A 21,772-nucleotide genomic window follows, 5' to 3' on the forward strand; every position below is an offset into this window, starting at 1 on the left:
GGGTCAGAGCAGGACGGCGAGGGTGATCGCCAGCTGCGCAAAATAGTAGAGGATCCAGACCGCCGGCCCCGCCCATTCGCGATGCTGTGAGGCCGGCGCGAACAGGAACTTCTGCGCGGCAAGGATGAAGTCGGAAGCGACGAACAGCACGGCGCCGCCGATGACCAGCGGTGCCGGTACGGTGGCCGCCGCGATCAGCATCGCCATGATCGCCGGGGTGTAGACGGCGATAGGCAGGCGCAACGGGGGCGCCACCGCCAGCAGCAGGCGCCGCAGCAGCCAGAGAGCCGCAGCAAGGGCGACCGCGACCACCCCCAGCCGCCACGGCTCCTGCGCGATGAGCAGGAGGTCAGATCCCAGCTGCCAGAACAGCGCGACATAGGCGAGGTGGGCGAGGAGAAAACTCGCGAGCCCGAGCAGGAACGGCTTCTCCCCTTCCTGCGCGAGAAACGCGTCGCCGGCGGCGCTGAGGACCAGCGCCACGAAGAGCAGCAGCGGACCCTTCTCGAGCAGCGCCAGCAGGGCAAGCAGCGCGATCGATCCCGCCTTGGCAACCGTGCGACGCCAGGAAGGCGGCTGCGCCTGCTTGAGGAAGTAGAAGAACGACGCCCCGGCCGAGAAGATCAGCGTGCCGTTTGCAAGCGATTCGATCCCGCCGGGGAAGGGCATCATTCTGCAGGTTCCTTGCGGCCGAACAGCATGGTCTTGGCCGCTAGTACGGCTCCGGCTGTGATCAGCACGCAGGCGGCGAGAATGTAGAAACTTGGCTCAGCCGCGCCGGCCACGATCAGCACCAGCGTCGAGAGGAGCGGGGCGGCATAGCTCGCCGCTCCCAGCACCTGGATGTTACCGCGCTTAACGCCGTGGTCCCAGGCGTAGAACGCCGCACCCACCGGCATCAGGCCAAGGCCGACCACGGCCAGCCACTGGCCGGTGTCCTGCGGCCAGACGGTCTCCTCCAGCAACAGATGGCAGATGAGGGACAGAATGGCGGTGGCGGCGCAGAACCAGGTGACGACGCTGGTCGGCACCGAGGGGAAGCGCCGCGACAGGAGCGAGTAGCTCGACCATGTGACGGCGCAGACGGCGGCCATCATATAGCCGAACGAGTATTGCGGGTCGAAGGAGAGCGTGCCGCCGCGCGTGACGATCAGGAACGCGCCGGCAAGCCCCAGTGCCGCCCCCGCGACATGAAACCAGCGCAGCTTCTCGCCAGGCAGCAGCGCGGAGCCGACAACGATCAGCAACGGCCAGAGATAGGCGATGAGGCTCGCTTCCACGGCCGGCGCGTTGCGGAGCGCGGTGTAGTAGAAATAGTGGTAGCCGAAGAGGCCGGCGATGCCGATCACCCAGACCACTGGCGGGATCGGATCGTGCTTCGCGGCAGGCGTCATGGCGCGCATCACCAGTCCCACCGCCGTGCCGATCGCGAAGGTGATTGCCGAGAGCTGGAACGGGGGAACGCTTCCGGACGCCGCTGTCAGAAGCGCCAGCAACGCCCACATGATGACGGCGGAAAATCCGATAAGCGTGGCGCGTGCCAAGTTCCCCTCCATTGCACTTCGATGTGGCGGAAGGGTTAGCCGGTGCCGCAGGGGACGGCAAGCGGCGCATTGCGCGAATCAGCGGGCGGCGACGCGGGTGGCTGTAATGCGCAGCGTGCCGATCTGGGTGCCGACCCTTGCGTCGATCGGGGCATAGAAGCCGGTCGAACCGAGCGGTGCGAAGGTGATGCTCATGCGCCCTTGCGTGCGCATGTACTCGATCTGCTTGCGGCCCTGGCGATAGCCAGAGACAGGGGTGAAGCGTGCGGCACAGGTGACGGTGCCGTTCTCGGACAAGTTCGGCCCACCGAGCGCAAGATCGCCGCGTAGCTCGCCGTCGAAGAAGCTGATGGTGCGGTTGCAAACCTTGGCCGGATCGCTGGTGCGGATCAGGGTTGCCGAGAGAGGATCGAGCGCGCGGGCAAGATGCGCGTTGGAAACCTCGACCCAGGTCCGACCTTTCCGCGGCTCCGGCCTGTTCTCGTAGCTCGCGACCCTGCCTTTCGCGTATCGGATGGCGGTGACGCTGTGCTTCTTGCCGGACTTGTACTCTGACGAAAAATGCCTGGGCTCGACGCCGTCGCGGCGGATCGTGCCCTCGACGCGGGCCGTTCCGGTTGTCCTGGCAAACAGCCGCGCGATTCCCGCGCTCGACAGCTGGCCGTCGATCCTGAACGCCTTGTCGGAGAAGTTTGAGACAAAGGTCGCCTTGCCCACAGGCATGCCGAGCAGGGTGATCGAGTAGTCGGCGTGGAACGACTGCGCCGGCGCCGCCGCCGGAGCGGCAAGCAGAAGAAGCAGCGACAGGACTTTTACAAGCGGCTTCATCAGAAACGCTTGCTGGGGAAATCCGGCGATAGTATGAAGTGCCACGGCCGTGCCTGAGGCAGCTTGCGCTTGACCCGAGCGCCATTTGCCACTATGGAACGGCGACTTTTTCCAGGAGGCCGCCTGTAATTGCCCGCGCGCCGTGCGTAGACGCTACGGCAGTTGGTGTTGGTCGGCAACGAAACGAAGGTAAGTAACATGTCCCGCGCTTGCGAACTCACCGGCAAGGCTGTGCTGACTGGCAACAATGTGAGCCACGCCAACAACAAGACCCGTCGCCGCTTCCTGCCGAACCTGTGCGACGTCACCCTGCAGTCCGAGGTTCTGGGCCAGAGCGTCCGTCTGCGTATTTCGGCCAACGCCCTGCGTTCGGTCGAGCACCGCGGTGGTCTCGACGCGTTCCTGCTCAAGGCTGACACGAACGATCTGTCGCAGCGCGCTCGCCTGCTGAAGAAGCAGATCTCGAAGAAGCTCGCCGAGCAGGCTGTGTAAGCAGTCCTTAGCGACTACTGATTTTCCTTTGCGGCGGGCCTTTGTGCCCGCCGACTGGTTCCATCTCCCAGGATAAAAAAATGACTTCTACCGATAAGGTCTGGCCCTTCGTGGCCGCGATGGTTGCTGTCGTTGCAGCCTCCAACTTCCTCGTCCAGTTCCCTTTCGAGCATCTCGGCCTGCAGGACATCCTGACCTGGGGCGCGTTTACCTATCCGCTCGCCTTCCTGGTCAACGACCTCACCAATCGCCGATTTGGCCCGCGCTCCGCCCGGCTGGTGGTCTATACCGGCTTTGCGATTGCGGTGGTGATCTCGATCTTCCTTGCCACCCCACGCATTGCGATCGCCTCCGGCAGCGCCTTCCTGATGGCGCAGCTGCTCGACGTCGTGGTGTTCGACCGCCTGCGCCGCCTCCGCTGGTGGATTGCGCCGCTCTCGGGCGCGCTACTCGGCTCGTGCATCGACACGGTGCTGTTCTTCTCGGTCGCTTTCGCTGACAGCTGGTCGGTCCTCGATACCGCCTTCGGCCTCGAAGACGGCTCGCTCGGGTTTCGCGTACCGTTCTTCTTCGGTACCGAGGTGCCGCTGTGGATGTCGCTCGCCTTCGGTGACTTCTGCGTGAAGATCGTACAGTCGATCGTGATGCTGGTGCCCTACGGCGCGCTGCTGAACATCATCCGTCCGGTTCGCGCCTGACCGATCAGCGCAGCTCGAGCAGTCTTTCCAGATAGTTCCGCTCAACCTCCGGGCTGAGCGCGTTGCCCAGCCTGCGGCGGATCTCTTCAAGAATCTGCCGCGCGCGCTGGGCGTCGATCTCGTCCGGCACCTGCACCGAGCGGCCGAAATCCGGTCCGGTCGTGGCGCGCGGACGCCCCAGCGGGTCGCGATCAGAGCTCTGCTGGCGCGTCCCCTGCTGACCCGGGCCATCCTGGCCTTCGCCCTCCATGGCCTGAAGCTGCTGCATCATGTCCTGTGCGCCGCGGCGCAGGGCTTCCAAAGCCTGTCCCTGCTCGGTGACGGCTTCCTCTCCCTGGCCTTCGCCAAGCGCACCCTCGGCGCGGCCCATTGCTTCGCCGGCCTCGCCAAAGCCCTCTCCGGGCTCTAGGCCAAAACCCTTCAGCGCCTCCTGCAACTCCTGCAGGTCCTGCTGCAGCTGGCCCTGCTGCTGCTGAAGCTGGCGCATCGCCTCTTCGAACTGTTCGGGCGTCATCTGCTGCTCGCCCTGCTGCTGCTGGTCGAGGCGGAAGGTCTCGTTCATCGTCTCCTGCTGGCGGCGCATGATGTCGCCCAGCTTGTTCATCTGCTGCTGCATTTCGCTCTGCTCGCCGCCCTGCTGCTGCTGTGGACGGGCGGTCTGCAGGTTGTTCATCATGTCCTGAAGCTGCTGCAAAAGGTCCATCGCCTGGTCGCGCGAGCCGGAGCGGGCAAGGTTTTCGATCTGGTCGAGCATGCGCTCGAGATCGCCGGGGCGCATTTCCTGCATGTTGCCCGGCATCTGCATCGCCATGTTCGGGTCGCGCGCGGCACGCTCGGCAAGTTCGCGCAGGAACTCGCGCATCGCCTCGCGCAGCTCCGCCATCAGCTGCTCCAGCTCCTCGTCGTTGGCGCCGTTTTCCAGCGCCTGCTTGAGGGCTTCCTGCGCCTGCCTGAGCCGCCGCTCGGCCGCCGACAGCGCGCCGTCCTCGATCACCAGAGCCATCTCCCAGAGATAGTCGGCAACGTCGCGCAGGGCGTCCTCGGTCGCCGCGTATTTCAGGCGCGAGCGGGCGGTCATGATCCCGAGATAGTGGGAGAGGTTCTTGATCGTGTCCTCCGGCCGCACCGTTATCGCGTCCATCAGCGCGAGCACGTAAGGCTTGGAGTTGGCATCGAGTGCCAGAAGGCGGCGCTGTTCGACCAGGGCTTTCGCCAAGGGATTGGCGAACGGGCGCTCGGGCAGGACAATCGTCTTCGTCTCGCTCCGCGACTTCTGATCAGCGCCGTCCTCGACCTCGAGGGTGAGGTTTACCGTCGTGCCGGCCCAGGGATGCTCGCTGAGGTCCCTTGAGGTGCGGGCGGACTTGCCGTCGCCCGTGCGGCGCGGCAGCGTCAGCGGCATCTCCGGAGCCTCGTAAAGCGGTATCGCTTCCGGCGCCTGCTCTTCCGCGAGTTCGATGACCGCGCGGGCGGCCTTGGGGCCGTAATCGTCCTCGATCTCGTAGGTAAGTTCGAGCGCGCCATTGAGCGCGCGCTTCGGCTCGTCGACGAAGCGAATGACGGGTGCTGCGTCGGGAATGATCGCGAAGGCCCAGCGCTCCAGCTCGGAGCCGCCTGAGCGGAGGGTGAGCATGCCGTCGTCGCTGAGGACGCCGGAAAACTGCTTTGATGATGTGCGGGATGCAGGAGTAGTCGCTTCTTGTGCGGGCTGGTCCGTTGCCTCTTCCTGCGGCACCGCCGTCTCTGCGCCCGTGTGAGCGTCGAGCCAGGTCAACGTCTCCTCGCCCGTGCCTCCCGCAACCCGAACGGCGACGGTGCTGCCCGTCGGCACCTGGAAAACCGGTGCATCCTCGCCCGCCTTCTGCGCGGTGAGGAACAGCGGCGGCTTGCCAGTGTAGGCGGGCGGTGTCACCCAGGCATCGATGCGCACCGGCACCCGCTCGGCAAGGGCGTGGCTGCGGAAGGCGTCGGTGAGATTGCCGCCGAGCGGGCCCGAGGAGAAGGCAAAGGCGATGAAGAGGAGGAGCGGGGCGATTGCCCGCAGCGCCCAAGGATCGCGCTCCGGCACGTGCGGGCGCGGCAGATCGCCGGCAAGGTTGTCGAGGCGCTCGGCCATGCGCCGCTGGTGCTCGCGCCACAGCGCCTGCGCAAACGGCCCCTGCGAGGCTGGAGAGAGCGTGTCGCTCTGGGTCAGGACCGGCGCGTGCTCCAGCCGGTTGGCTGCCTCGATGCGCCGGTCGATCTCCGCAGGCGAGGGCATTCGAAAGGAGCGGAGGGGAAACAGTGCCGCAAGCGTAGCGACCGCAAAGAGGCCAAGCAGTCCAAGGCGCGCCCAGTCGGGCACGATGCGGAAGACGCCGAACCACGAAACGCTAACGTAAAGGCTGACGGTAACGAGGAGGGGAAGGACCAGCGGCCAGCCGCGTTCTACCACCATCGCTGCCCAGACGGCGCCGCGCGTGCGGGCGAGCCTGCGCGGCAGCAGGTCAGTGCGATGGGTGGTTTCGCGTCCGGCCATCCGCTCCCTTCAGGCGCGCCTTCGCGCCGTCCTTCCTTCGAGAATAGCAGCAAACGCGGCGAAGGCGAGGCGAGCGCGAAATCGTGATGCCTTCGCCTAGAGCCAGTCCGGCACCGAATCGAGGCCGATCAGGTCCTCGTAGGTCTGGCGCGGGCGCACGACGTGGTAGCGGTCGCCGTCGACCAGAACCTCGGGAACCAGAAGCCGCGAATTGTAGGTGCAAGCCTGCACGGCGCCATAGGCGCCTGCCGTGCGCACGGCGATCAGGTCGCCGGGGGCAAGGCGCGGCAGGTTGCGGTCCTGACCGAGGAAGTCGCCGGTCTCGCAGACCGGGCCGACGACGTCGACGGTCAGGCGCGGCGCGTCCATAGGAGCTTCCCTGACGGGGACGATGTCGTGGAAGGCCTCGTAGAGCGTCGGGCGAATCAGGTCGTTCATCGCCGCATCGACGATCAGGAAGTTCTTGGCCTCGCCTTCCTTGAGGAAGATGACCTCGGAGATGAGGATGCCGGCATTGCCGACGATCATGCGGCCAGGCTCGAAAATGACATCAACGCCAAGCGGCTTGAGGTGCTTGCTGACGATCTTAGAATAGTCGTCCGGCACCGGCGGCGGCGCATTGTCTGTGCGGTAGGGGATGCCGAGGCCGCCGCCTGCATCCACGTGGCGGATGTCGTGGCCGTCCTCGCGCAGCGTGCGGGTCAGCTCCGCCAGCAGCGCGAAGGCGTCGTCGAACGGCTGCATGTCGGTGATCTGGCTGCCGATATGCATGTCGATGCCGGCAACCCTGAGGCCCGGCAGCGACGCTGCCTTGGCATAGGCCGCGCGGGCGTCCTTCCAGGAAATGCCGAACTTGTTCTCGGCCTTGCCGGTCGAGATCTTGGCGTGGGTCCTGGCATCAACGTCCGGGTTGATGCGCAGCGACACGCGCGCCTCGCGGCCGGCAGCAACCGCGCGTGCGGACAGCGCCTCGAGCTCCGGCAGTGACTCGACGTTGAAGCAGTGGATGCCTTCGGCGATCGCGAAGTCCATCTCGCGCGCCTTCTTGCCGACGCCCGAGAAGACGACCTTGCTGGCCGGGATGCCGGCGGCAAGCGCGCGCCGCAACTCGCCTTCGGAGACCACGTCCGCGCCGGCGCCGAGCTTGGCGAGCGTGCGGATCACTGCCTGGTTCGAATTCGCCTTCATCGCGTAGCAGACGAGGGCGTTGAGGTCCGAAAACGCCTGCGCGAACACGTTGTAGTGACGCGTCAGGGTGGCGGTCGAGTAGATGTAGAACGGCGTGCCAACAGCTTCAGCAAGCGCCGGCACGGGCACATCCTCGGCGTGAAGCACGCCGTTGCGGTAGTTGAAATGGTCCACGGGAGTGGGTCCTAGATCAGGCGGTCAAGAATGAAGGGCTTGTCGGTTTCCGGACGCGGGCGAGCCGGGGGAACCGGCTCCTTGTTCTGCTCGGCTTCCTTGCGCAGGCGCTCGGATGCCTCGTAGGGCGTCTCAAGCTGGCTCGGGCGCCGGCCGCAGGCCGTGACTGCCGTTGCCACGGCAACAAGCACCAGTGTCGTCCTGATCAGATGTCCCGCGCGCATGAGCCCGTCCGTCCCGATTATGTCCTGAAGCCTTCTAGCGAAGTTTTCAGCGCCTTGCATCCCGTTTCAGGCGTGTGCGCCAGTAACGGATCTGCTTACGGACCTGCGCCGGGGCCGTGCCGCCAAACGAAGCGCGGCTTTTGACCGAAGCGTTGACCGAGAGCACGCCGAAGACAGCGTCGGTGATGCGCTCGTCGATCGCCTTGAGGTCCTCCAGCGACAGCTTCTCGAGCGGGAGCTTCTTCTGCTCGGCAAGGGCCACGGCTCGGCCGGTCACGTGGTGGGCCTCGCGGAACGGCAGGCCGGCCTCGCGCACCAGCCAGTCGGCGAGGTCGGTCGCGGTCGAGTAGCCCGAGCCAGCCGCCTTCTTCATGGCGGCCTCATTGACCGTCATGTCGGTAACCATGCCGGTCATCGCGGCGATCATCAGGTCGAGCGTCTCGGCGGCGTCGAACACGGCTTCCTTGTCTTCCTGCATGTCCTTGGAATAGGCGAGCGGCAGGCCCTTCATCACCGTCAGCAGGCCGATCAGGTGGCCGTTGATGCGGCCGGTCTTGGCGCGCACCAGCTCGGCCGCATCCGGGTTCTTCTTCTGCGGCATGATCGAGGAGCCGGTCGAGAACTGGTCCGACAGGCGGATGAAGCCGAACTGCGGCGTCGACCAGATGACGATCTCTTCAGCCAGACGCGACAGGTGGGTGGCGCAGATCGAGGCCAGCGACAGGAATTCAAGCGCGAAGTCGCGGTCGGAGACGCTGTCGATCGAGTTCCGGGTCGGCTCGCGGAAGCCGAGCGCCTTTGCTGTCATGTGGCGGTCGATCGGGAAGCCGGTGCCGGCGAGTGCGGCGGCGCCGAGCGGCGACTCGTCCATGCGCTCGATGGCGTCGCGGACGCGCGACAGATCACGCGCGAACATCTCGACATAGGCCATGCAGTGGTGGCCGAAGGTCACCGGCTGCGCGGTCTGCAGATGCGTGAAGCCCGGCATGACGGTCGCGGCATGCGTCTCTGCCTTGTCGAGGAACGCGCCGATCAGGGCGACGAGCGCGCCCTCGACGCGCTGCAGCTCTTCCTTGACCCAGAGGCGGAAGTCGACGGCAACCTGGTCGTTACGCGAACGGGCGGTGTGCAGGCGACCGGCGGACGGGCCGATCAGCTCGGCGAGCCGCGCCTCGACGTTCATGTGAATGTCCTCGAGCCGGGTCGAGAACTCGAACTTGCCGCTCTCGATCTCCGACAAAATCGTGTTCAGCCCGTGAGCGATCTTTTCTTGATCTTCCTTCGAAATGATGCCGGTTTCGGCCAGCATTTCGGAGTGAGCAATGGAACCGCGGATGTCCTGGGCGTAGAGCTTCTTGTCGAACGAGATCGAGGCGTTGATCGCCTCCATGATCGCGGCCGGTCCCGAGGCAAAACGTCCGCCCCACATCTGGTTGCTGGTCTTGTTCTCGTTCATCGTGCTAACCCGGACCCCGGAAAGTGACTGGACTGATGGAATGGCAAACGGAAAGTTTCATTTGCCGACGGGCCGCCTGATCGCAGTCGCCGTCGTGGCCGGCATGATCGCAGGCGCCCTCGGCGTATACGTGATGGGCGGCAGTTCTGGCAACAACGCAGCGCAGGTCGCGGTCGATGAAACATCAATGACGGCCGAGGAAAAGTCATGCGCGGCAAAGCAGGAACGCGCTGACGCGATCGACGGCGCGGCGCGCGGCGAGGTCGCCGCGATGATGGGCGCAAAGCCGCCGCGGCCGTTGCAGGACCTCAAGTTCAACTCTCCGGAAGGCAAGCCGATGAGCGTTGCCGACCTTTCCGGCAAGATGGTGCTCATGAACCTTTGGGCTACCTGGTGCGCGCCATGCCGCCAGGAAATGCCGGCGCTGAACCAGCTGCAGCAGGAACTCGGCGGCGAGACGTTCGAGGTGGTGGCAGTCAACGTCGACACCGGCGGCGACGAGAARSCGAAGGCCTTCCTCGAAGAAACCGGCGTCTACGCGCTCGGCTATTACCGGGACTCCACCCTTGGCCTCTTCAACGATCTCAAGCGCAAGGGCCTGGCTATGGGCCTGCCGGTGACTTTGCTGATCGATGAGGACGGCTGCATGCTCGCCGCGATGAATGGCCCGGCCGAGTGGGCGAGCGAGGATGCCAAGAGGCTGATCGGGGCGGCGCGGTAGCCTAGCCGCTTCGTTTGGGATTGCCGCTGGGGAAGGTGCCTCAATAACTGCATATTTACGAATGTATTGCGACCGTCCTTCTTGGGGACCCGTGTCCTCCCGGAAGAGAGGCGAGAATGCTGTCGCGGTTTTACGGCGTGTCACCGAGAGCCTGGCGCCGTGTGTTGATGTGGACGGCCCTGGGACCACTGATCTGTGCCGCGATCTGCGTGGTGTTCGTCTGGTTCAACTTCCGGGATCTTCCGCCCGGGGATCTTCGGCGGGTGATAATCACCGCTTTCATCCTGCCGCTGATCATCGCCGCGCCGCTGTTCTTCCTTCACTCGCTGAAGCTGCGTGAACTCGCGATCGCCAATCACAAGCTCAACGATCTGGCTTCGCTCGATAGCCTGACCGGTTGCCTCAACCGGCGTACCTTCCAGGCGCGCGTTGAGAAGTGGCTGCATGGCTCTGCGGAAGGCGCGTTCCTGATCATGGACGCGGACTACTTCAAGGCGATCAACGATACTTACGGCCATGAACGCGGTGACGAGGCGCTCAGGGTGATTGCCACTGCGATCCGCTCGGTCGTGCGGCCGGAGGACATTTGCGGACGTATTGGTGGCGAGGAGTTTGGCGTCTACCTGCCGAACGCCACGGTTCCTCTTGCGGTCGAACTTGCGGAAAGGCTGCGTGCAGCCGTCTCCGCGGCTACATTCGTGCCGTACCATGGTGCGGAGAACTTGCGGCTGACGATGAGTGTCGGCTGCGCGGTTCATTCTCGCGCGACGACCTATGCCGAACTGTTCGCTGTGGCGGACGACGAACTCTACGTCGCCAAGGAACAGGGCCGCGACCGAGTGCGTGTCGCCACGCTTGAGGAAGGCTTTGAGGCACGGACGAKSCCGCGCCTGCGGCAGGCGAACCAGAACCGCCCGCCGCGCTGACGGCGCAGCTTAGCGCGTCGGAACCGGGTGCTCGCCGCGGTAGTCGTAGAAGCCGCGACCGGTCTTGCGGCCGAGCCAGCCGGCCTCGACATATTTCACCAGCAGCGGGCAGGGGCGATACTTGGAGTCTGCGAGCCCCTCATAGAGCACCTGCATGATCGACAGGCAGGTATCGAGGCCGATGAAGTCGGCGAGCTGCAGCGGGCCCATCGGGTGGTTCGCGCCAAGCTTCATCGCCGTGTCGATCGCCTCGACGGTGCCGACGCCCTCATAAAGCGTGTAGATCGCCTCGTTGATCATCGGCAGCAGGATGCGGTTGACGATGAAGGCCGGGAAGTCCTCCGCCACCGTCATCGTCTTTTCGAGGCGGGTGACGTATTCCTTGGCGGTCTCGAAGGTGCTCTCCTCGGTGGCGATGCCGCGGATGACCTCGACCAGCTTCATGACCGGGACCGGGTTCATGAAGTGGATGCCGATGAAGCGCTCCGGACGATCGGTCTGCGCGGCAAGGCGCGTGATCGAGATCGAGGAGGTGTTGGTCGCGAGGATCGCTTCCGGGTTCAGGATCGGGCAGAGCTGCGCGAAGATCTTGCGCTTGATGGTCTCGTCCTCGGTTGCAGCCTCGATGACAAGGTCACAGTCGGCGAGGTCGTTGAGTTCCGGCGCGCCGATGATGCGCGCCAGCGCTCCCTGCCGGACGCTCTCCTCCATCTTGCCGGACGATACCTGGCGAGCCATGTTGCCGCTGATTGTCGCAATGCCTGCTTCGATGCGCTCGGCCGAAATGTCGTAGAGCTTCACAGTGTAGCCGGCGACCGCCGACACATGTGCAATGCCGCCACCCATCTGGCCTGCGCCAATGATACCAATCGTTGCGATCTTGCCCGTCATCGTGATGATCCCGTCGTACGCCGTTCACCGGCTCGTATGTGTGTCAGATGAAAAAGGGCGGGGCGACAAATGTCTACCCCGCCCTTGAGTTCATTAGCATGAGTAGCCGAAGGCTACCATGTCCGCTCAGAGCGCCTTTTCAAGCTCCGGCAGGATGGTGAAGAGGTCACCGACGAGGCCGTAGTCTGCGACCTGGAAGATCGGCGCTTCCTCGTCCTTGTTGATGGCGACGATGACCTTCGAGTCCTTCATGCCGGCGAGGTGCTGGATGGCACCCGAAATGCCGACGGCGATGTAGAGCTCAGGCGCGACGACTTTGCCGGTCTGGCCGACCTGCCAGTCGTTCGGGGCATAGCCCGCGTCGACCGCAGCGCGCGATGCGCCAACGGCAGCGCCGAGCTTGTCGGCAACCGGCAGGATCACTTCCTGGAACTTTTCGGCAGAGCCGAGCGCGCGGCCGCCCGAGATGATGATCTTGGCCGAGGTCAGCTCCGGACGATCGCTCTCCGACAGCTTGTTCTCGACGAAGGTCGAAACGCCCGGGTTTGCAGCAGCGGCAACCGTCTCGATCGCAGCCGAACCACCTTCGCCAGCGGCCGAGAAGGACGCGGTGCGAACGGTGATGACCTTCTTGGCGTCGCTCGACTGCACGGTCTGGATGGCGTTGCCGGCATAGATCGGACGCTTGAAGGTGTCAGCCGAGACGACTTCGACGATTTCCGAGATCTGCATGACGTCGAGCAGAGCGGCAACGCGCGGCAGCACGTTCTTGCCGGTAGTGGTGGCAGGCGCAACGATCGCGTCGTAGCCGCCAGCAAGCGAGACGACGAGTGCCGCGGTCGGCTCGGCAAGACGCTCGGCGAGCTCGTCGGCATCGGCGAGCAGGACCTTGCGTACGCCAGCGAGCTTGGCAGCGGCATCGGCGACAGCCTGTGCGCCCTTGCCGGCGACGAGGACGTCAACGTCCGAACCGATCTGCGAGGCAGCCGTCAGCGCCTTCGCCGTCTGGTCGGAAAGGGTGGCGTTGTCGTGTTCGGCAACGAGAAGAATGGCCATGGTAAAACTCCCTTTCCCGAAATCAGATGACGCCAGCGGACTTGAGCGAAGCGACGAGCTCGGCGACGTCCTTGACCTTGACGCCAGCCTTGCGGCCGCCCGGCTCCTCGGTCTTCAGAACTTTCAGGCGCGGGGTGACGTCGACACCGAAGTCGGCAGAAGTCTTTTCGTCGAGCGGCTTCTTCTTCGCCTTCATGATGTTCGGCAGCGAGGCATAACGCGGCTGGTTGAGGCGAAGGTCGGTGGTGACGATCGCCGGCAGCTTGATGTCGACGACCTGCAGGCCGCCGTCGACCTCGCGGGTGACCTTGGCAGAGCCGTCGCCCAGCTCGACCTTGGAGGCGAACGTGCCCTGGCCCCAGCCAAGGAGTGCTGCCAGCATCTGGCCGGTCTGGTTGGCGTCGTCGTCGATCGCCTGCTTGCCGAGGATGACAAGCTGCGGGCCTTCGGCCTCGACCACGCCCTTGAGGATCTTGGCAACCGCCAGCGGCTCGACCACATCGTCGACCTTGACGAGGATGCCGCGGTCGGCACCCATCGCCAGCGCCGTACGGATCGTCTCGGCAGCCTGAGCCGGGCCGATCGACACGACGACGATCTCCTCGACCTTGCCGGCTTCCTTCAGGCGGATCGCTTCCTCGACGGCGATTTCGTCGAACGGGTTCATCGACATCTTGACGTTGGCAAGCTCGACGCCAGAGCCGTCCGACTTCACACGGATCTTAACGTTGTAGTCTACGACCCGCTTGACTGGGACTAGTACTTTCATGGGTAAGAAACCTCTCCGAGAAACTCGTCAGGGACTGGCTAACAGCCGCTGAAGCTGCTTGCTTGCCGGAAAACGACATGGGTAGGGCTGTAGTCATCCGGCTTACAGCCGTCAATACAAACGGTAGGATCAAACCGTTTGAAAGGGGGTGACCTAATGGCGCCCCCAGGGTGAACGGACCTCTGCCTCGGGGCTGGCAGGACGCTCGACCTCGACCGCGCGCGGCGTGACGATGATCTCGTCGGCGATCGGGATCGGGCGTCGGCGCAGGATCAGCACCAGCACGGCGCCCGCGATGATGCCGCCGACATGCGCCGCCCAGGAAATGCTCTCGTCTCCGCCGATGAAGATCATTGCGAACTGGAAAGCGATCCACAAAGCAAGCAGGATCCAGGCGGGAAGCCTGAGCGGGATACGGCCGAGCGCCAGCACCCAGACCTTCACCCGCGGATGCAGGATCAGGTAGGCCGCGACGATGCCGGCGATGGCGCCCGAAGCGCCGATCAGAGGTGCCTCCGAATCCGGCGCGATCAGCCCGTGCATCAGTGCGCCCGCGGCAGCACAGGCAAAGTAAAAGATCAGGTAGCGGAAGTGTCCGAGCGCGTCCTCGACATTGTCGCCGAAGACCCAGAGGAACAGCATGTTGCCGCCGAGATGCCAGATGTCGCCGTGCAGGAAGGAGTAGGTCAGGAACGTCCAGTCGTCGGGGACGATCACCATCTCCGGTGGGCGCTCGGCGATGTCGAAGATGGTCGACGGAATGTAGCCAAAGCCGAAGACCGCGGCGTTGACGAAATCCTCGCTACCGAGCGTGGTCAGAAGGTAGACGATGACGTTGACGGCGATGATCGCCATCGTGACGTACTGGACCCTGATGTAGCGGAACTCGTTGGCGTCATGCAGGGGTATGAACATGCGTTCCGCTCTCCTCCCGCACGCGTAAGCGGGCTACCGGTTCTTCCCGGGCACCCATAGCACGTCGCTGTCCCCATTGTCATTTACGGCGCGCGAGGCAACGAACAGGAAGTCGGAGACGCGGTTCATATACTTGATCGCCTCGGCGCTGACTTTCTCGCCTTCCTTGTGCGAAAGCTCGACCATCAGCCGTTCGGCGCGACGGGCGACGGTGCGGGCAAGGTGAAGCGCGGCCGCGGCCGGCGAGCCGCCGGGCAGGACGAAGGTGCGAAGCGGCTTGATAGGCTTGTTGATGGCGTCGATGTCGGCCTCGAGGCGTTCCACCTGCGAGGCTATGATCCGCAGCGGTTCGTAGCCAAGGTCTTCGCCGGTGTCGGGCGTCGCAAGATCGGCACCGAGGTCGAACAGGTCGTTCTGGATGCGCCCGAGCATGGCGTCGAGTTCCGGGTGGCTCTGCGCCGTGTGGATGCGCGCCATGCCGATGCACGCGTTCGCCTCATCGACCGTGCCGTAGGCGGCGATGCGCAGGTCATATTTTGGCCGGCGCTCGCCCGAGCCAAGCGCAGTCGTGCCATCGTCGCCGGTGCGGGTGTAGATCTTGTTCAGGACGACCATGGAGCGAAACCTTTTAGCTATTGCGGGCGAAATAGATCGTCAGCAGCAGGAACACGAGCGCGAAGAACTGCAGAGCGATGCGCGCCTGCATCAGCTTGTTCGAGGTCCGGCCTGACCCGCCGCGCATCATGTTGATGAGACCGCGGATCAGGACGAACACGACCGCGATCATGAAGATGACGGCGATGATGTTGAAAGCTGTGGACACGGGCCTTATTCCTCCTGCGCGGCCGGGAACTGGCTACCGGCAAGGGGCGTTCCCATCCCCACGCTTGCCTTTTGAGGGCTTTCCTTCCCATATTCGCGCCAGCGACACAATCGGCCGGACAGATGCTTCGCTCACTTGCTGTTACGAAACGGATCCTGGGTGACGCTCTCGGGCACTTCAACAACGATGATGGATGGGCATTGGCGAGCCATCTGGCGCTGTCGGCGCTCATGGCCCTGTTTCCATTCCTGATTTTTGCGACGTCCCTGGCAAGCTTTCTGGGCGCGCAGGCCTTTTCCGACACAGCCGTCCACCTCGTTTTCGACACCTGGCCGGACACGATCGCGGAGCCGATCGCGCGGGAAGTGACGAGCGTGCTGACGGTGCCGCGCGGCGACGTGCTGACGATCGGCATCATCGCCGCCGCCTTCTTCGCCTCGAACGGTATCGAGGCGCTGCGGGTCGGGCTCAACCGCGCCTACCGAGTGATCGACACAAGGTCGATCTTCTGGCTGCGCGCGCAGAGCCTTGCCTTCGTTATCATCGCCACCGCCGGGTTTCTGATCGTCTCGTCGCTGCTGGTCGTGGCGCCCATCGCGGTGGATATCGCCCAGCGACATCTGCCGTGGATCCGGCCCTATCTTGGCACCATCACCATCTGGCGCTTCATCATCGCCTCGGTCGTCATCGTGCTGGCGCTGGTGGCAGTGCATCTGTGGCTGCCAGCTGGCCAGCGCAGCCTGCGCGACATTCTGCCGGGGCTCGCGTTCACGCTGATTTCCTGGGTTGTCGGCTCGACGGTGTTTGCCACCTATCTCAGCTACTTCTCGTCCTATGTGACGACCTATGCGGGCCTCGCCTCGATCATGGTCGCGCTGGTGTTCCTCTACATCGTCTCGGCGATCTTCATTCTCGGCGGCGAGCTGAACGCCGCGATCCGGCGTTATCTCGACGCGCGGGCCAAGGTCACGCGGCCGGCCGACTTCTAGGCGCGCGTCGCAAGGCCGACGCCGACGGTCGTGATGATCATGCCGACGAGCTGAACGGGCGAAAGCGTCTCGCCAAACAGCCCCCAGGCGATAACGGCGGTGACAGCCGGGACGAGGTAGAACAGTGAAGCGACCTTGGCCATCTCGCCCTGCCGGATCATCGTCATCAGGAGGAAGATCGCGCCGATCGACAGCACCAGCACCAGCCAGGCCATCGCAAAGATTAGCTCGCCGTTGAGGGTGTAAGTGCGGGTTTCGAAGGCGAGGGACCCAACGGCCATCAGCGCGGTTGCGCCGACATACTGCCACAGCGTCGCGGTGACGAGGTCAGCGCTGCCGACGAACTTCTTCTGCCAAATCGTGCCGGCGCTAATGGCAATGGCTGCAGCGACACAGGCGGCAAAGGTGATCGGCGTCACGCCGCCCATTGCGTCGCCAAATTTCGGCGCCAGCACGATGAAGATGCCGACGAAGCCGACGGCAAGGCCTGCCCAGTGGCGGGGCATTACCTTTTCCCCGAGGGTCCAGCCGGCCATCACTGCCGTGATCAGCGGCTGCAGGCCAATGATGAGTGCGGAGAGGCCCGCCGGCATGCCGTTGCGGATCGCCCAGAACACGCCGGCAAGATAGGCACCGTGGATCAGCGCCCCCGCAAACGCCGCGTGCATCGCCTGCTTTGCGGTCAACGACTTTGCCCGGAATGCGACAATCAGCAGGGAAAGAATGCCGGCCGCCAGCGCGAACCGTGCCGCAAGAAACGTCAGTGGTTCTGCCCACGGCATTGCGTAGCGTGCGCCGATGAAACCTGTTGCCCATAGCAGCACAAACAGGGGCGGAATAAGTCGAACGGCGCGATTCATGTCGGGGAATGTCCAGGCAGGAAAGTGTGCTATTGATCCAATATCAGCAACGAAAGCAATTGAAATGTAATAATTACCTCACATGCTCACGCCTTCATGTGCGGGACACAGCGGGGCTTCCTGATCCGTTTGACGGAAAGGATTTGTGATGTTCTTGAAACTCGATGCTATGAGCCTTTTGCTCGCGATATCGATGGTCGGCATCCTCTCGTTCATCGTGTCGCTGGGGCTCGACGCAATCGTTGGCGAAGACGGTTTTGGTGCTACCGGAAACGCGGTCGTCATTACCGCCGGTTTCTTCTTCTCGATGTTCCTGATGATCCGGTTCGGCTGGAACCTTACGGACAAGAAGTTCGCGGTCGCCTGCGGGCTTGTCGGCGCGTTCCTCTGCCTCACGGCGCTGATGCTGCTCAAGGCCCTCGTCAAACGGCTGGGCAATCTCAATCCAGACCGACCATCCGCCTGATATCCTCCGGCGTGAGGCCCGCCTCGCGGAGTGCCGCGAGCCCGGTGTCGCGCCGGCTCTTCGACAACTTGCGTCCGTCGTCTGCCAGCACCAGGTCGTGGTGGAGGTAGACAGGGGCGCTGAAGCCGAGCAGTTCCTGGAGGAGCCGCTGCATCCCGGTGGCATGGAAGAGGTCGCGCCCCCGCACGACATGAGTGATGCCTTGCAGCGCATCGTCAATCACTACCGACAGGTGATAGCTGGTCGGCACCTCCTTGCGGGCAATGACGACGTCACCCCAGGCCTGAGGATTGGCGCGGATGGTGCCGGTTTCGCCGTCCGGGCCTTCGCCCTGTTCTTCCCAAGTGAGCCCGCTGCCCACATGCCGGTCAGCCTCTTCCATATTGATGCGCCAGGCATAGGCTTCTCCCTCGGCGATGCGCCGGCGGCGCTCCTTCTCGGACAGATTCCGTTCGGCCAGAGGGAACAATGGGACGCCGTCGGGATCGCGCGGCCACGTTTTTCCCTCGGCTTCCGCTTCCGAGATGATCGCGCGTACCTCACCGCGGCTCATGAAGGAGGGGTAGACGAGCCCCGCATCGACCAGTGTCTCCAGCGCACGGGTATAGTCCTCGAAATGTTCGGACTGGCGGCGCACCGGCTCCTCCCAGCGGATGCCGAGCCAGCTGAGGTCGCGGTAGATGCCTTCCTCGAACTCCGGCGTGCAGCGGGTGAGGTCGATGTCCTCGATGCGCAGCAGCAGCCTGCCGTTGCTCGCGCGCGCCAGCCGGTCGTTGAGCAGGGCCGAGTAGGCATGGCCGAGGTGGAGCTCGCCATTCGGGCTCGGCGCGAAGCGGAAGACAGGACGTGTCATGAGGCCGGTGTGAAACGGGTTGTGGCTTCCAATGCACGATTGCTACGTTTCCCACGGGCTGCCCGCAAGCCCGGGGAGTGAGAAGACATGCGCAGGATCGAAACCGAGGCCGACATTGCCGAGGGGCTGCAGGCCCTTGCCCGGCTCGACCCGAGGCTSGAGCCGGTGATCACGGAGGCGGGCGAAATCCCGCTGCGCCGCTCGGAGGGCGGATTTGCGGCGATGGTGTCGATCATCGCCGCGCAGCAGATCTCGCGCGCTAGCGCCGACGCAATCCTTGCCCGCTTCACGCGGCTGGTCGACCCGCTTGATGCTGCGACCGTGCTTGCCTGCGGCGAGGAGGCGTTCCGCCAGGCGGGCATGTCGCGGCCGAAGCAAGCAACGCTGATGACGCTGGCGCGCGCAATCGTCGAGGGCGAACTTGATCTCGACACCCTCACCGATCTTTCCGCGGCAGAGGCCAGGGAGCGGCTCACCGCCATCCGCGGCATCGGCCCGTGGACGGCTGATGTGTACCTGCTGATTGCTGCCGGTCATGCCGACGTGTTCCCGGCAGGGGATGTTGCGCTGCAGGGCGCGGTGGCCGATGCTTTGGGGCTCGATGCCCGCCCGACGATCAGGGAGCTAACGGCGATGGCCGAATCATGGTCGCCTTGGCGTTCGGTCGCGGCGCGCCTGTTCTGGGCACACTGGCGCAAATGGCGGGGGCGCGATGCAGCGCCGGTAGTCGAGACAGCAGAAGCGGCTGCAAAATCAAGGTAATGCCCGAGCATTCACTGTGAGATTCTTGCTTCACAATAGTGCAACAGCGGGATTACATTATCTGCATCGTCGAAATACGAGCCCGAGGAGGAACGTTAGTGACGATCGCAGTGTCACCAGACAGCCTGCCGGCACTGGTGCTGAATGCGGACTACCGTCCGCTAAGCTACTACCCCTTGTCGTTGTGGTCCTGGCAGGACGCGATCAAGGCGGTGTTCCTCGACCGCGTCAACATCGTCGCCGAATACGAACACTCGGTCTCGTCGCCGTCCTTCGAGATGAAGCTGCCCAGCGTCGTCTCGCTGAAAAGCTACGTCAAGCCGTCCCGATACCCGGCCTTCACGCGGTTCAATGTGTTCTTGCGCGATCGCTTCCAGTGCCAGTATTGCGGCGCGCATCACGAGCTGACCTTCGACCACGTCATTCCCCGCCGTTGCGGCGGCGCCACTACCTGGGACAACATCGTTGCCGCCTGCTCGGCCTGCAACCTCAGGAAGGGCGGGCTGCTTCCGGCCCAGGCTCAGATGTGGCCGCGGCAGCCTCCGTACCAGCCGACGGTGCAGGACCTGCACAACAACGGCAGGCTGTTCCCACCCAACTATCTGCACGAAAGCTGGATGGACTTTCTCTATTGGGATGTCGAACTGGAGCCGTAGGCCCGCTCAGTCCTTCCTGAAAGCCGCGGAATAGGAAATCGCCGCAAGAATGACGCTGGCCACCACGTTCCAGCCTGCGAAGGACAGGCCAAGGAAGCGCCCGGCCGCCTGATCGCAGGATGGCGGGACCACGGCATCGAGCTGATCGAGCAGGCTGCCTCCGCCAGACGACGGCGCGACCGCGCCGCAGTCGGTGGGGCCGGGCCAGAACCCCCATTCCACGCCGGAATGATAGACGCCGAGCCAGATGCCCCAGGTCATCAGCAGCGCGCCGACGAGCAACAGGCCGCGCGTGACGAGCGGCGGCAGCTTCAGCACGGACGAGATCAGCGCGAGCAGCATGACCGGCACGCCGACATAGTAGGGGAGGCGTTGCTCGAGGCAGAGCTTGCAGGGAATGAAGCCGCCGATGTGCTGGAAGCCTAGTGCTGTGCCAACGGTGATCGCCATGCCGGCCGCTGAAAGTGCGGCGCCGATTGTCTGGGTTCGGCCGGTTGCAGATGCTAGCGACATTCCCGCCTCGATAGTCTCCGGCAGCTGCAGATGCCGGTTCTGTTCGTCTTCTTGCGTGCCGAGGAACGGTAGCGACTCGTTTTCGGGTGCAACCACTGGTTCCTCGGCGCGGCGATGTTTCACCATACTGCGCCCCGCGCCGCAATGCCTGGCGGCTTTATTGCCAAAAGCGTGAAGGTTTCGTGAGATGCGGTTGAATTGCAATTGACGCGAGCACCGCGGCTCGTATAGTCCGCGTCATCCGGCTGTGCTGGATCCCCTTATGGGCCCCTGTGGCGGAATTGGTAGACGCGCTCGACTCAAAATCGAGTTCCGCAAGGAGTGCTGGTTCGATCCCGGCCAGGGGCACCAACCCGAATTCTTCCCGAAGAAGATTAGTCCGTTAGGTCCGTGTACGGCTGTGCGCGTCGAGGCGTAGGGCGGCGTGTTAGCGGCCAGAAAAAGGAAAACCCGGCGGTTGCCCGCCGGGTCCCTCAGATCAACTCAGAGAGCTGATTAGAAGTTGCGCTGGAAGCGCAGGGTTGCACCCCAGTTGTCGTCGACGTTGCGGTTGTTCACGTAGGTGATTTCCGGACGGATCTGCAGGCTGTTGTTGCCGAACGGCTGCCAGTTCAGGCCGACCGAAGCTTCCCACTCGCGCTGAACGAGGCCGCTCGGGCCATCGTCGTACCATGCGCCAACGAGGTTGACAGCAACGGTATCGGTAGCCTTGATGTCAACAGCGGCGAGGACCGACCACTCCGAACCGCCGAGAGCGGCGCGGTAGTAGCCCGGCTCGTCGTTCACGTACTGGACTGCGACGCGGCCGTTAGCGATGCTGCCGAGAGCGACATCGACGCCACCACGGACCATGAACGAACCTTCGTCGGTGTCATAGCCAACAGCCAGTCGGGCGAAGTTGGTCGACGGACGCGGGCCCCAGCCATCAGACTCGATCACCGACACGAAGCCGCTGAAGCCGATGCCGCCGCCAATGCCAGCGCCGTTGGTGGCGTTGAAGGCATAGGTGATCTGGCCGAGGTTGTAGACACCAGCGGAGAGCTGCTGGTCGTTGATGTTGTTGCCGGTCGGTACCCACGAACGGAGCGGGTTCCAGGCCTTACCGATACGCAGGAAGTTCTGGTCACCGATGTCGATGAAGGCGTGACGCAGGTTGGTGCCCGTGCCGTAGGCCGGATCCGATGCGTCAGGGCTGAGGGTCCAGTCAAACTCGACTTCAGCATACGAACGGAGCGTGCCCCACTCGGTGCTGGTGCGAGCATCGAACGACGGAGCAAAGCGAGCGAGCTTCCAGACGGAGTCGTCGGAGTCACGGTAGTTGATCTGGTAACGGAGGTAGCCGCCGATCTTCAGGCAGGTCTCGGTGCCCGGGATGTAGAAGAAGCCCGTGCCGTAGGTGTCGCAGATGCGGACATATTCCATGGGCTCCGGCTCGGCGACGACGATCGCG

The 21,772-nt window shown here is 64.1% G+C and carries 25 protein-coding genes and 1 tRNA gene; 9 read left to right on the forward strand and 17 right to left on the reverse strand.

The genetic code is table 11. The annotated features are described in order from the left end of the window. Positions 1 to 3: 3 nt before the first annotated feature. The 3 genes from L610_RS11230 to L610_RS11240 form a co-directional block, all read right to left on the reverse strand. Positions 4 to 672 (reverse strand): lysoplasmalogenase, encoded by a 669-nt coding sequence (locus L610_RS11230; protein ID WP_024848779.1) that lies wholly within the window; start codon positions 670 to 672, stop codon positions 4 to 6. Beyond that, positions 669 to 1,544 (reverse strand): DMT family transporter, encoded by an 876-nt coding sequence (locus L610_RS11235; RefSeq protein WP_024848778.1) that lies wholly within the window; start codon positions 1,542 to 1,544, stop codon positions 669 to 671. The genes L610_RS11230 and L610_RS11235 overlap by 4 nt, the downstream gene beginning before the upstream one ends. Before the next feature lie 78 nt (positions 1,545 to 1,622). Further along, positions 1,623 to 2,372, reverse strand: coding sequence for a DUF3108 domain-containing protein (locus tag L610_RS11240; RefSeq protein WP_144705148.1), 750 nt, complete (start codon positions 2,370 to 2,372; stop codon positions 1,623 to 1,625). A 198-nt stretch (positions 2,373 to 2,570) separates the two neighbouring features. Between L610_RS11240 and rpmB the strand changes: the two genes are divergently transcribed. Both rpmB and L610_RS11250 read left to right on the forward strand, forming a co-directional pair. Then, positions 2,571 to 2,864: a 50S ribosomal protein L28 gene (gene rpmB, locus L610_RS11245; RefSeq protein ID WP_024848776.1), complete on the forward strand. Its 294-nt coding sequence runs from the start codon at positions 2,571 to 2,573 to the stop codon at positions 2,862 to 2,864. 80 nt (positions 2,865 to 2,944) lie between these two features. Continuing rightward, complete coding sequence (locus L610_RS11250; RefSeq protein WP_144705150.1) at positions 2,945 to 3,562, forward strand: queuosine precursor transporter; 618 nt, start codon at positions 2,945 to 2,947, stop codon at positions 3,560 to 3,562. Positions 3,563 to 3,566: 4 nt separating this feature from the next. Here the strand turns inward: L610_RS11250 and L610_RS11255 are convergent, their stop codons facing one another. The 4 genes from L610_RS11255 to argH form a co-directional block, all read right to left on the reverse strand. Continuing rightward, positions 3,567 to 6,080: a TIGR02302 family protein gene (locus tag L610_RS11255; RefSeq protein ID WP_144705153.1), complete on the reverse strand. Its 2,514-nt coding sequence runs from the start codon at positions 6,078 to 6,080 to the stop codon at positions 3,567 to 3,569. 96 nt (positions 6,081 to 6,176) lie between these two features. Beyond that, positions 6,177 to 7,442: a diaminopimelate decarboxylase gene (lysA, locus tag L610_RS11260; RefSeq protein WP_144705155.1), complete on the reverse strand. Its 1,266-nt coding sequence runs from the start codon at positions 7,440 to 7,442 to the stop codon at positions 6,177 to 6,179. 11 nt (positions 7,443 to 7,453) lie between these two features. Further along, on the reverse strand, positions 7,454 to 7,666 hold the full coding sequence (locus tag L610_RS11265; protein WP_024848772.1) for a hypothetical protein: 213 nt from the start codon (positions 7,664 to 7,666) through the stop codon (positions 7,454 to 7,456). Between the two features lie 46 nt (positions 7,667 to 7,712). Beyond that, positions 7,713 to 9,122, reverse strand: coding sequence for an argininosuccinate lyase (argH, locus tag L610_RS11270; RefSeq protein ID WP_144705157.1), 1,410 nt, complete (start codon positions 9,120 to 9,122; stop codon positions 7,713 to 7,715). Between the two features lie 40 nt (positions 9,123 to 9,162). Here argH and L610_RS11275 point away from each other — a divergent pair, with 40 nt between their 5' ends. Both L610_RS11275 and L610_RS11280 read left to right on the forward strand, forming a co-directional pair. Then, positions 9,163 to 9,843 (forward strand): TlpA disulfide reductase family protein, encoded by a 681-nt coding sequence (locus tag L610_RS11275; protein WP_144705159.1) that lies wholly within the window; start codon positions 9,163 to 9,165, stop codon positions 9,841 to 9,843. A 263-nt stretch (positions 9,844 to 10,106) separates the two neighbouring features. Beyond that, positions 10,107 to 10,769 carry a GGDEF domain-containing protein gene (locus tag L610_RS11280; protein ID WP_186441430.1) on the forward strand — a complete coding sequence of 221 codons (663 nt, stop codon included), beginning with the start codon at positions 10,107 to 10,109 and terminating at the stop codon, positions 10,767 to 10,769. Positions 10,770 to 10,778: 9 nt separating this feature from the next. Here L610_RS11280 and L610_RS11285 read toward each other — a convergent pair whose 3' ends face one another. The 6 genes from L610_RS11285 to L610_RS11310 all read right to left on the reverse strand — a co-directional run bounded on the left by L610_RS11285 (position 10,779) and on the right by L610_RS11310 (position 15,223). After that, positions 10,779 to 11,660: a 3-hydroxybutyryl-CoA dehydrogenase gene (locus L610_RS11285; RefSeq protein WP_144705163.1), complete on the reverse strand. Its 882-nt coding sequence runs from the start codon at positions 11,658 to 11,660 to the stop codon at positions 10,779 to 10,781. A 126-nt stretch (positions 11,661 to 11,786) separates the two neighbouring features. Beyond that, complete coding sequence (locus L610_RS11290; RefSeq protein ID WP_144705166.1) at positions 11,787 to 12,716, reverse strand: electron transfer flavoprotein subunit alpha/FixB family protein; 930 nt, start codon at positions 12,714 to 12,716, stop codon at positions 11,787 to 11,789. Between the two features lie 22 nt (positions 12,717 to 12,738). After that, positions 12,739 to 13,485: an electron transfer flavoprotein subunit beta/FixA family protein gene (locus L610_RS11295; protein WP_144705167.1), complete on the reverse strand. Its 747-nt coding sequence runs from the start codon at positions 13,483 to 13,485 to the stop codon at positions 12,739 to 12,741. A 153-nt stretch (positions 13,486 to 13,638) separates the two neighbouring features. Beyond that, a complete protein-coding gene (locus tag L610_RS11300) occupies positions 13,639 to 14,400 on the reverse strand; it encodes a rhomboid family intramembrane serine protease (protein WP_024848765.1) in 762 nt (253 codons plus the stop codon). 33 nt (positions 14,401 to 14,433) lie between these two features. Continuing rightward, on the reverse strand, positions 14,434 to 15,015 hold the full coding sequence (locus L610_RS11305) for a cob(I)yrinic acid a,c-diamide adenosyltransferase (RefSeq protein ID WP_024848764.1): 582 nt from the start codon (positions 15,013 to 15,015) through the stop codon (positions 14,434 to 14,436). Positions 15,016 to 15,028: 13 nt separating this feature from the next. After that, on the reverse strand, positions 15,029 to 15,223 hold the full coding sequence (locus L610_RS11310; RefSeq protein ID WP_024848763.1) for a twin transmembrane helix small protein: 195 nt from the start codon (positions 15,221 to 15,223) through the stop codon (positions 15,029 to 15,031). 122 nt (positions 15,224 to 15,345) lie between these two features. Here L610_RS11310 and L610_RS11315 point away from each other — a divergent pair, with 122 nt between their 5' ends. Further along, positions 15,346 to 16,212: a YihY/virulence factor BrkB family protein gene (locus L610_RS11315; protein WP_034330347.1), complete on the forward strand. Its 867-nt coding sequence runs from the start codon at positions 15,346 to 15,348 to the stop codon at positions 16,210 to 16,212. Here the strand turns inward: L610_RS11315 and L610_RS11320 are convergent. Beyond that, positions 16,209 to 17,072: a DMT family transporter gene (locus L610_RS11320; RefSeq protein WP_144705169.1), complete on the reverse strand. Its 864-nt coding sequence runs from the start codon at positions 17,070 to 17,072 to the stop codon at positions 16,209 to 16,211. The two genes, L610_RS11315 and L610_RS11320, sit on opposite strands and share 4 nt — an antisense overlap. A 154-nt stretch (positions 17,073 to 17,226) precedes the next feature. Here L610_RS11320 and L610_RS11325 point away from each other — a divergent pair, with 154 nt between their 5' ends. After that, on the forward strand, positions 17,227 to 17,538 hold the full coding sequence (locus L610_RS11325; protein ID WP_144705171.1) for a hypothetical protein: 312 nt from the start codon (positions 17,227 to 17,229) through the stop codon (positions 17,536 to 17,538). Here the strand turns inward: L610_RS11325 and gluQRS are convergent. Beyond that, complete coding sequence (gene gluQRS, locus L610_RS11330) at positions 17,513 to 18,391, reverse strand: tRNA glutamyl-Q(34) synthetase GluQRS (protein WP_144705173.1); 879 nt, start codon at positions 18,389 to 18,391, stop codon at positions 17,513 to 17,515. The genes L610_RS11325 and gluQRS overlap by 26 nt on opposite strands. 87 nt (positions 18,392 to 18,478) lie before the next feature. Between gluQRS and L610_RS11335 the strand changes: the two genes are divergently transcribed. Further along, positions 18,479 to 19,153, forward strand: coding sequence for a DNA-3-methyladenine glycosylase (locus L610_RS11335; RefSeq protein WP_144705175.1), 675 nt, complete (start codon positions 18,479 to 18,481; stop codon positions 19,151 to 19,153). Between the two features lie 98 nt (positions 19,154 to 19,251). Then, positions 19,252 to 19,809 carry an HNH endonuclease gene (locus L610_RS11340; protein ID WP_024848759.1) on the forward strand — a complete coding sequence of 186 codons (558 nt, stop codon included), beginning with the start codon at positions 19,252 to 19,254 and terminating at the stop codon, positions 19,807 to 19,809. Positions 19,810 to 19,815: 6 nt separating this feature from the next. Here L610_RS11340 and L610_RS11345 read toward each other — a convergent pair whose 3' ends face one another. Then, on the reverse strand, positions 19,816 to 20,322 hold the full coding sequence (locus L610_RS11345) for a disulfide bond formation protein B (RefSeq protein ID WP_144705183.1): 507 nt from the start codon (positions 20,320 to 20,322) through the stop codon (positions 19,816 to 19,818). Positions 20,323 to 20,588: 266 nt separating this feature from the next. On the opposite strand from L610_RS11345, the gene L610_RS11350 reads away from it, so the two are divergent. After that, a tRNA-Leu gene (locus L610_RS11350) sits at positions 20,589 to 20,673 on the forward strand. Positions 20,674 to 20,817: 144 nt separating this feature from the next. Here the strand turns inward: L610_RS11350 and L610_RS11355 are convergent. Next, positions 20,818 to 21,772 (reverse strand): porin (locus L610_RS11355; RefSeq protein WP_144705177.1); only part of this gene is annotated, 955 nt, incomplete at its 5' end.

Origin of the sequence: Aminobacter sp. J44, assembly GCF_007829415.1 — a bacterium.
GTDB lineage: Bacteria > Pseudomonadota > Alphaproteobacteria > Rhizobiales > Rhizobiaceae > Aerobium.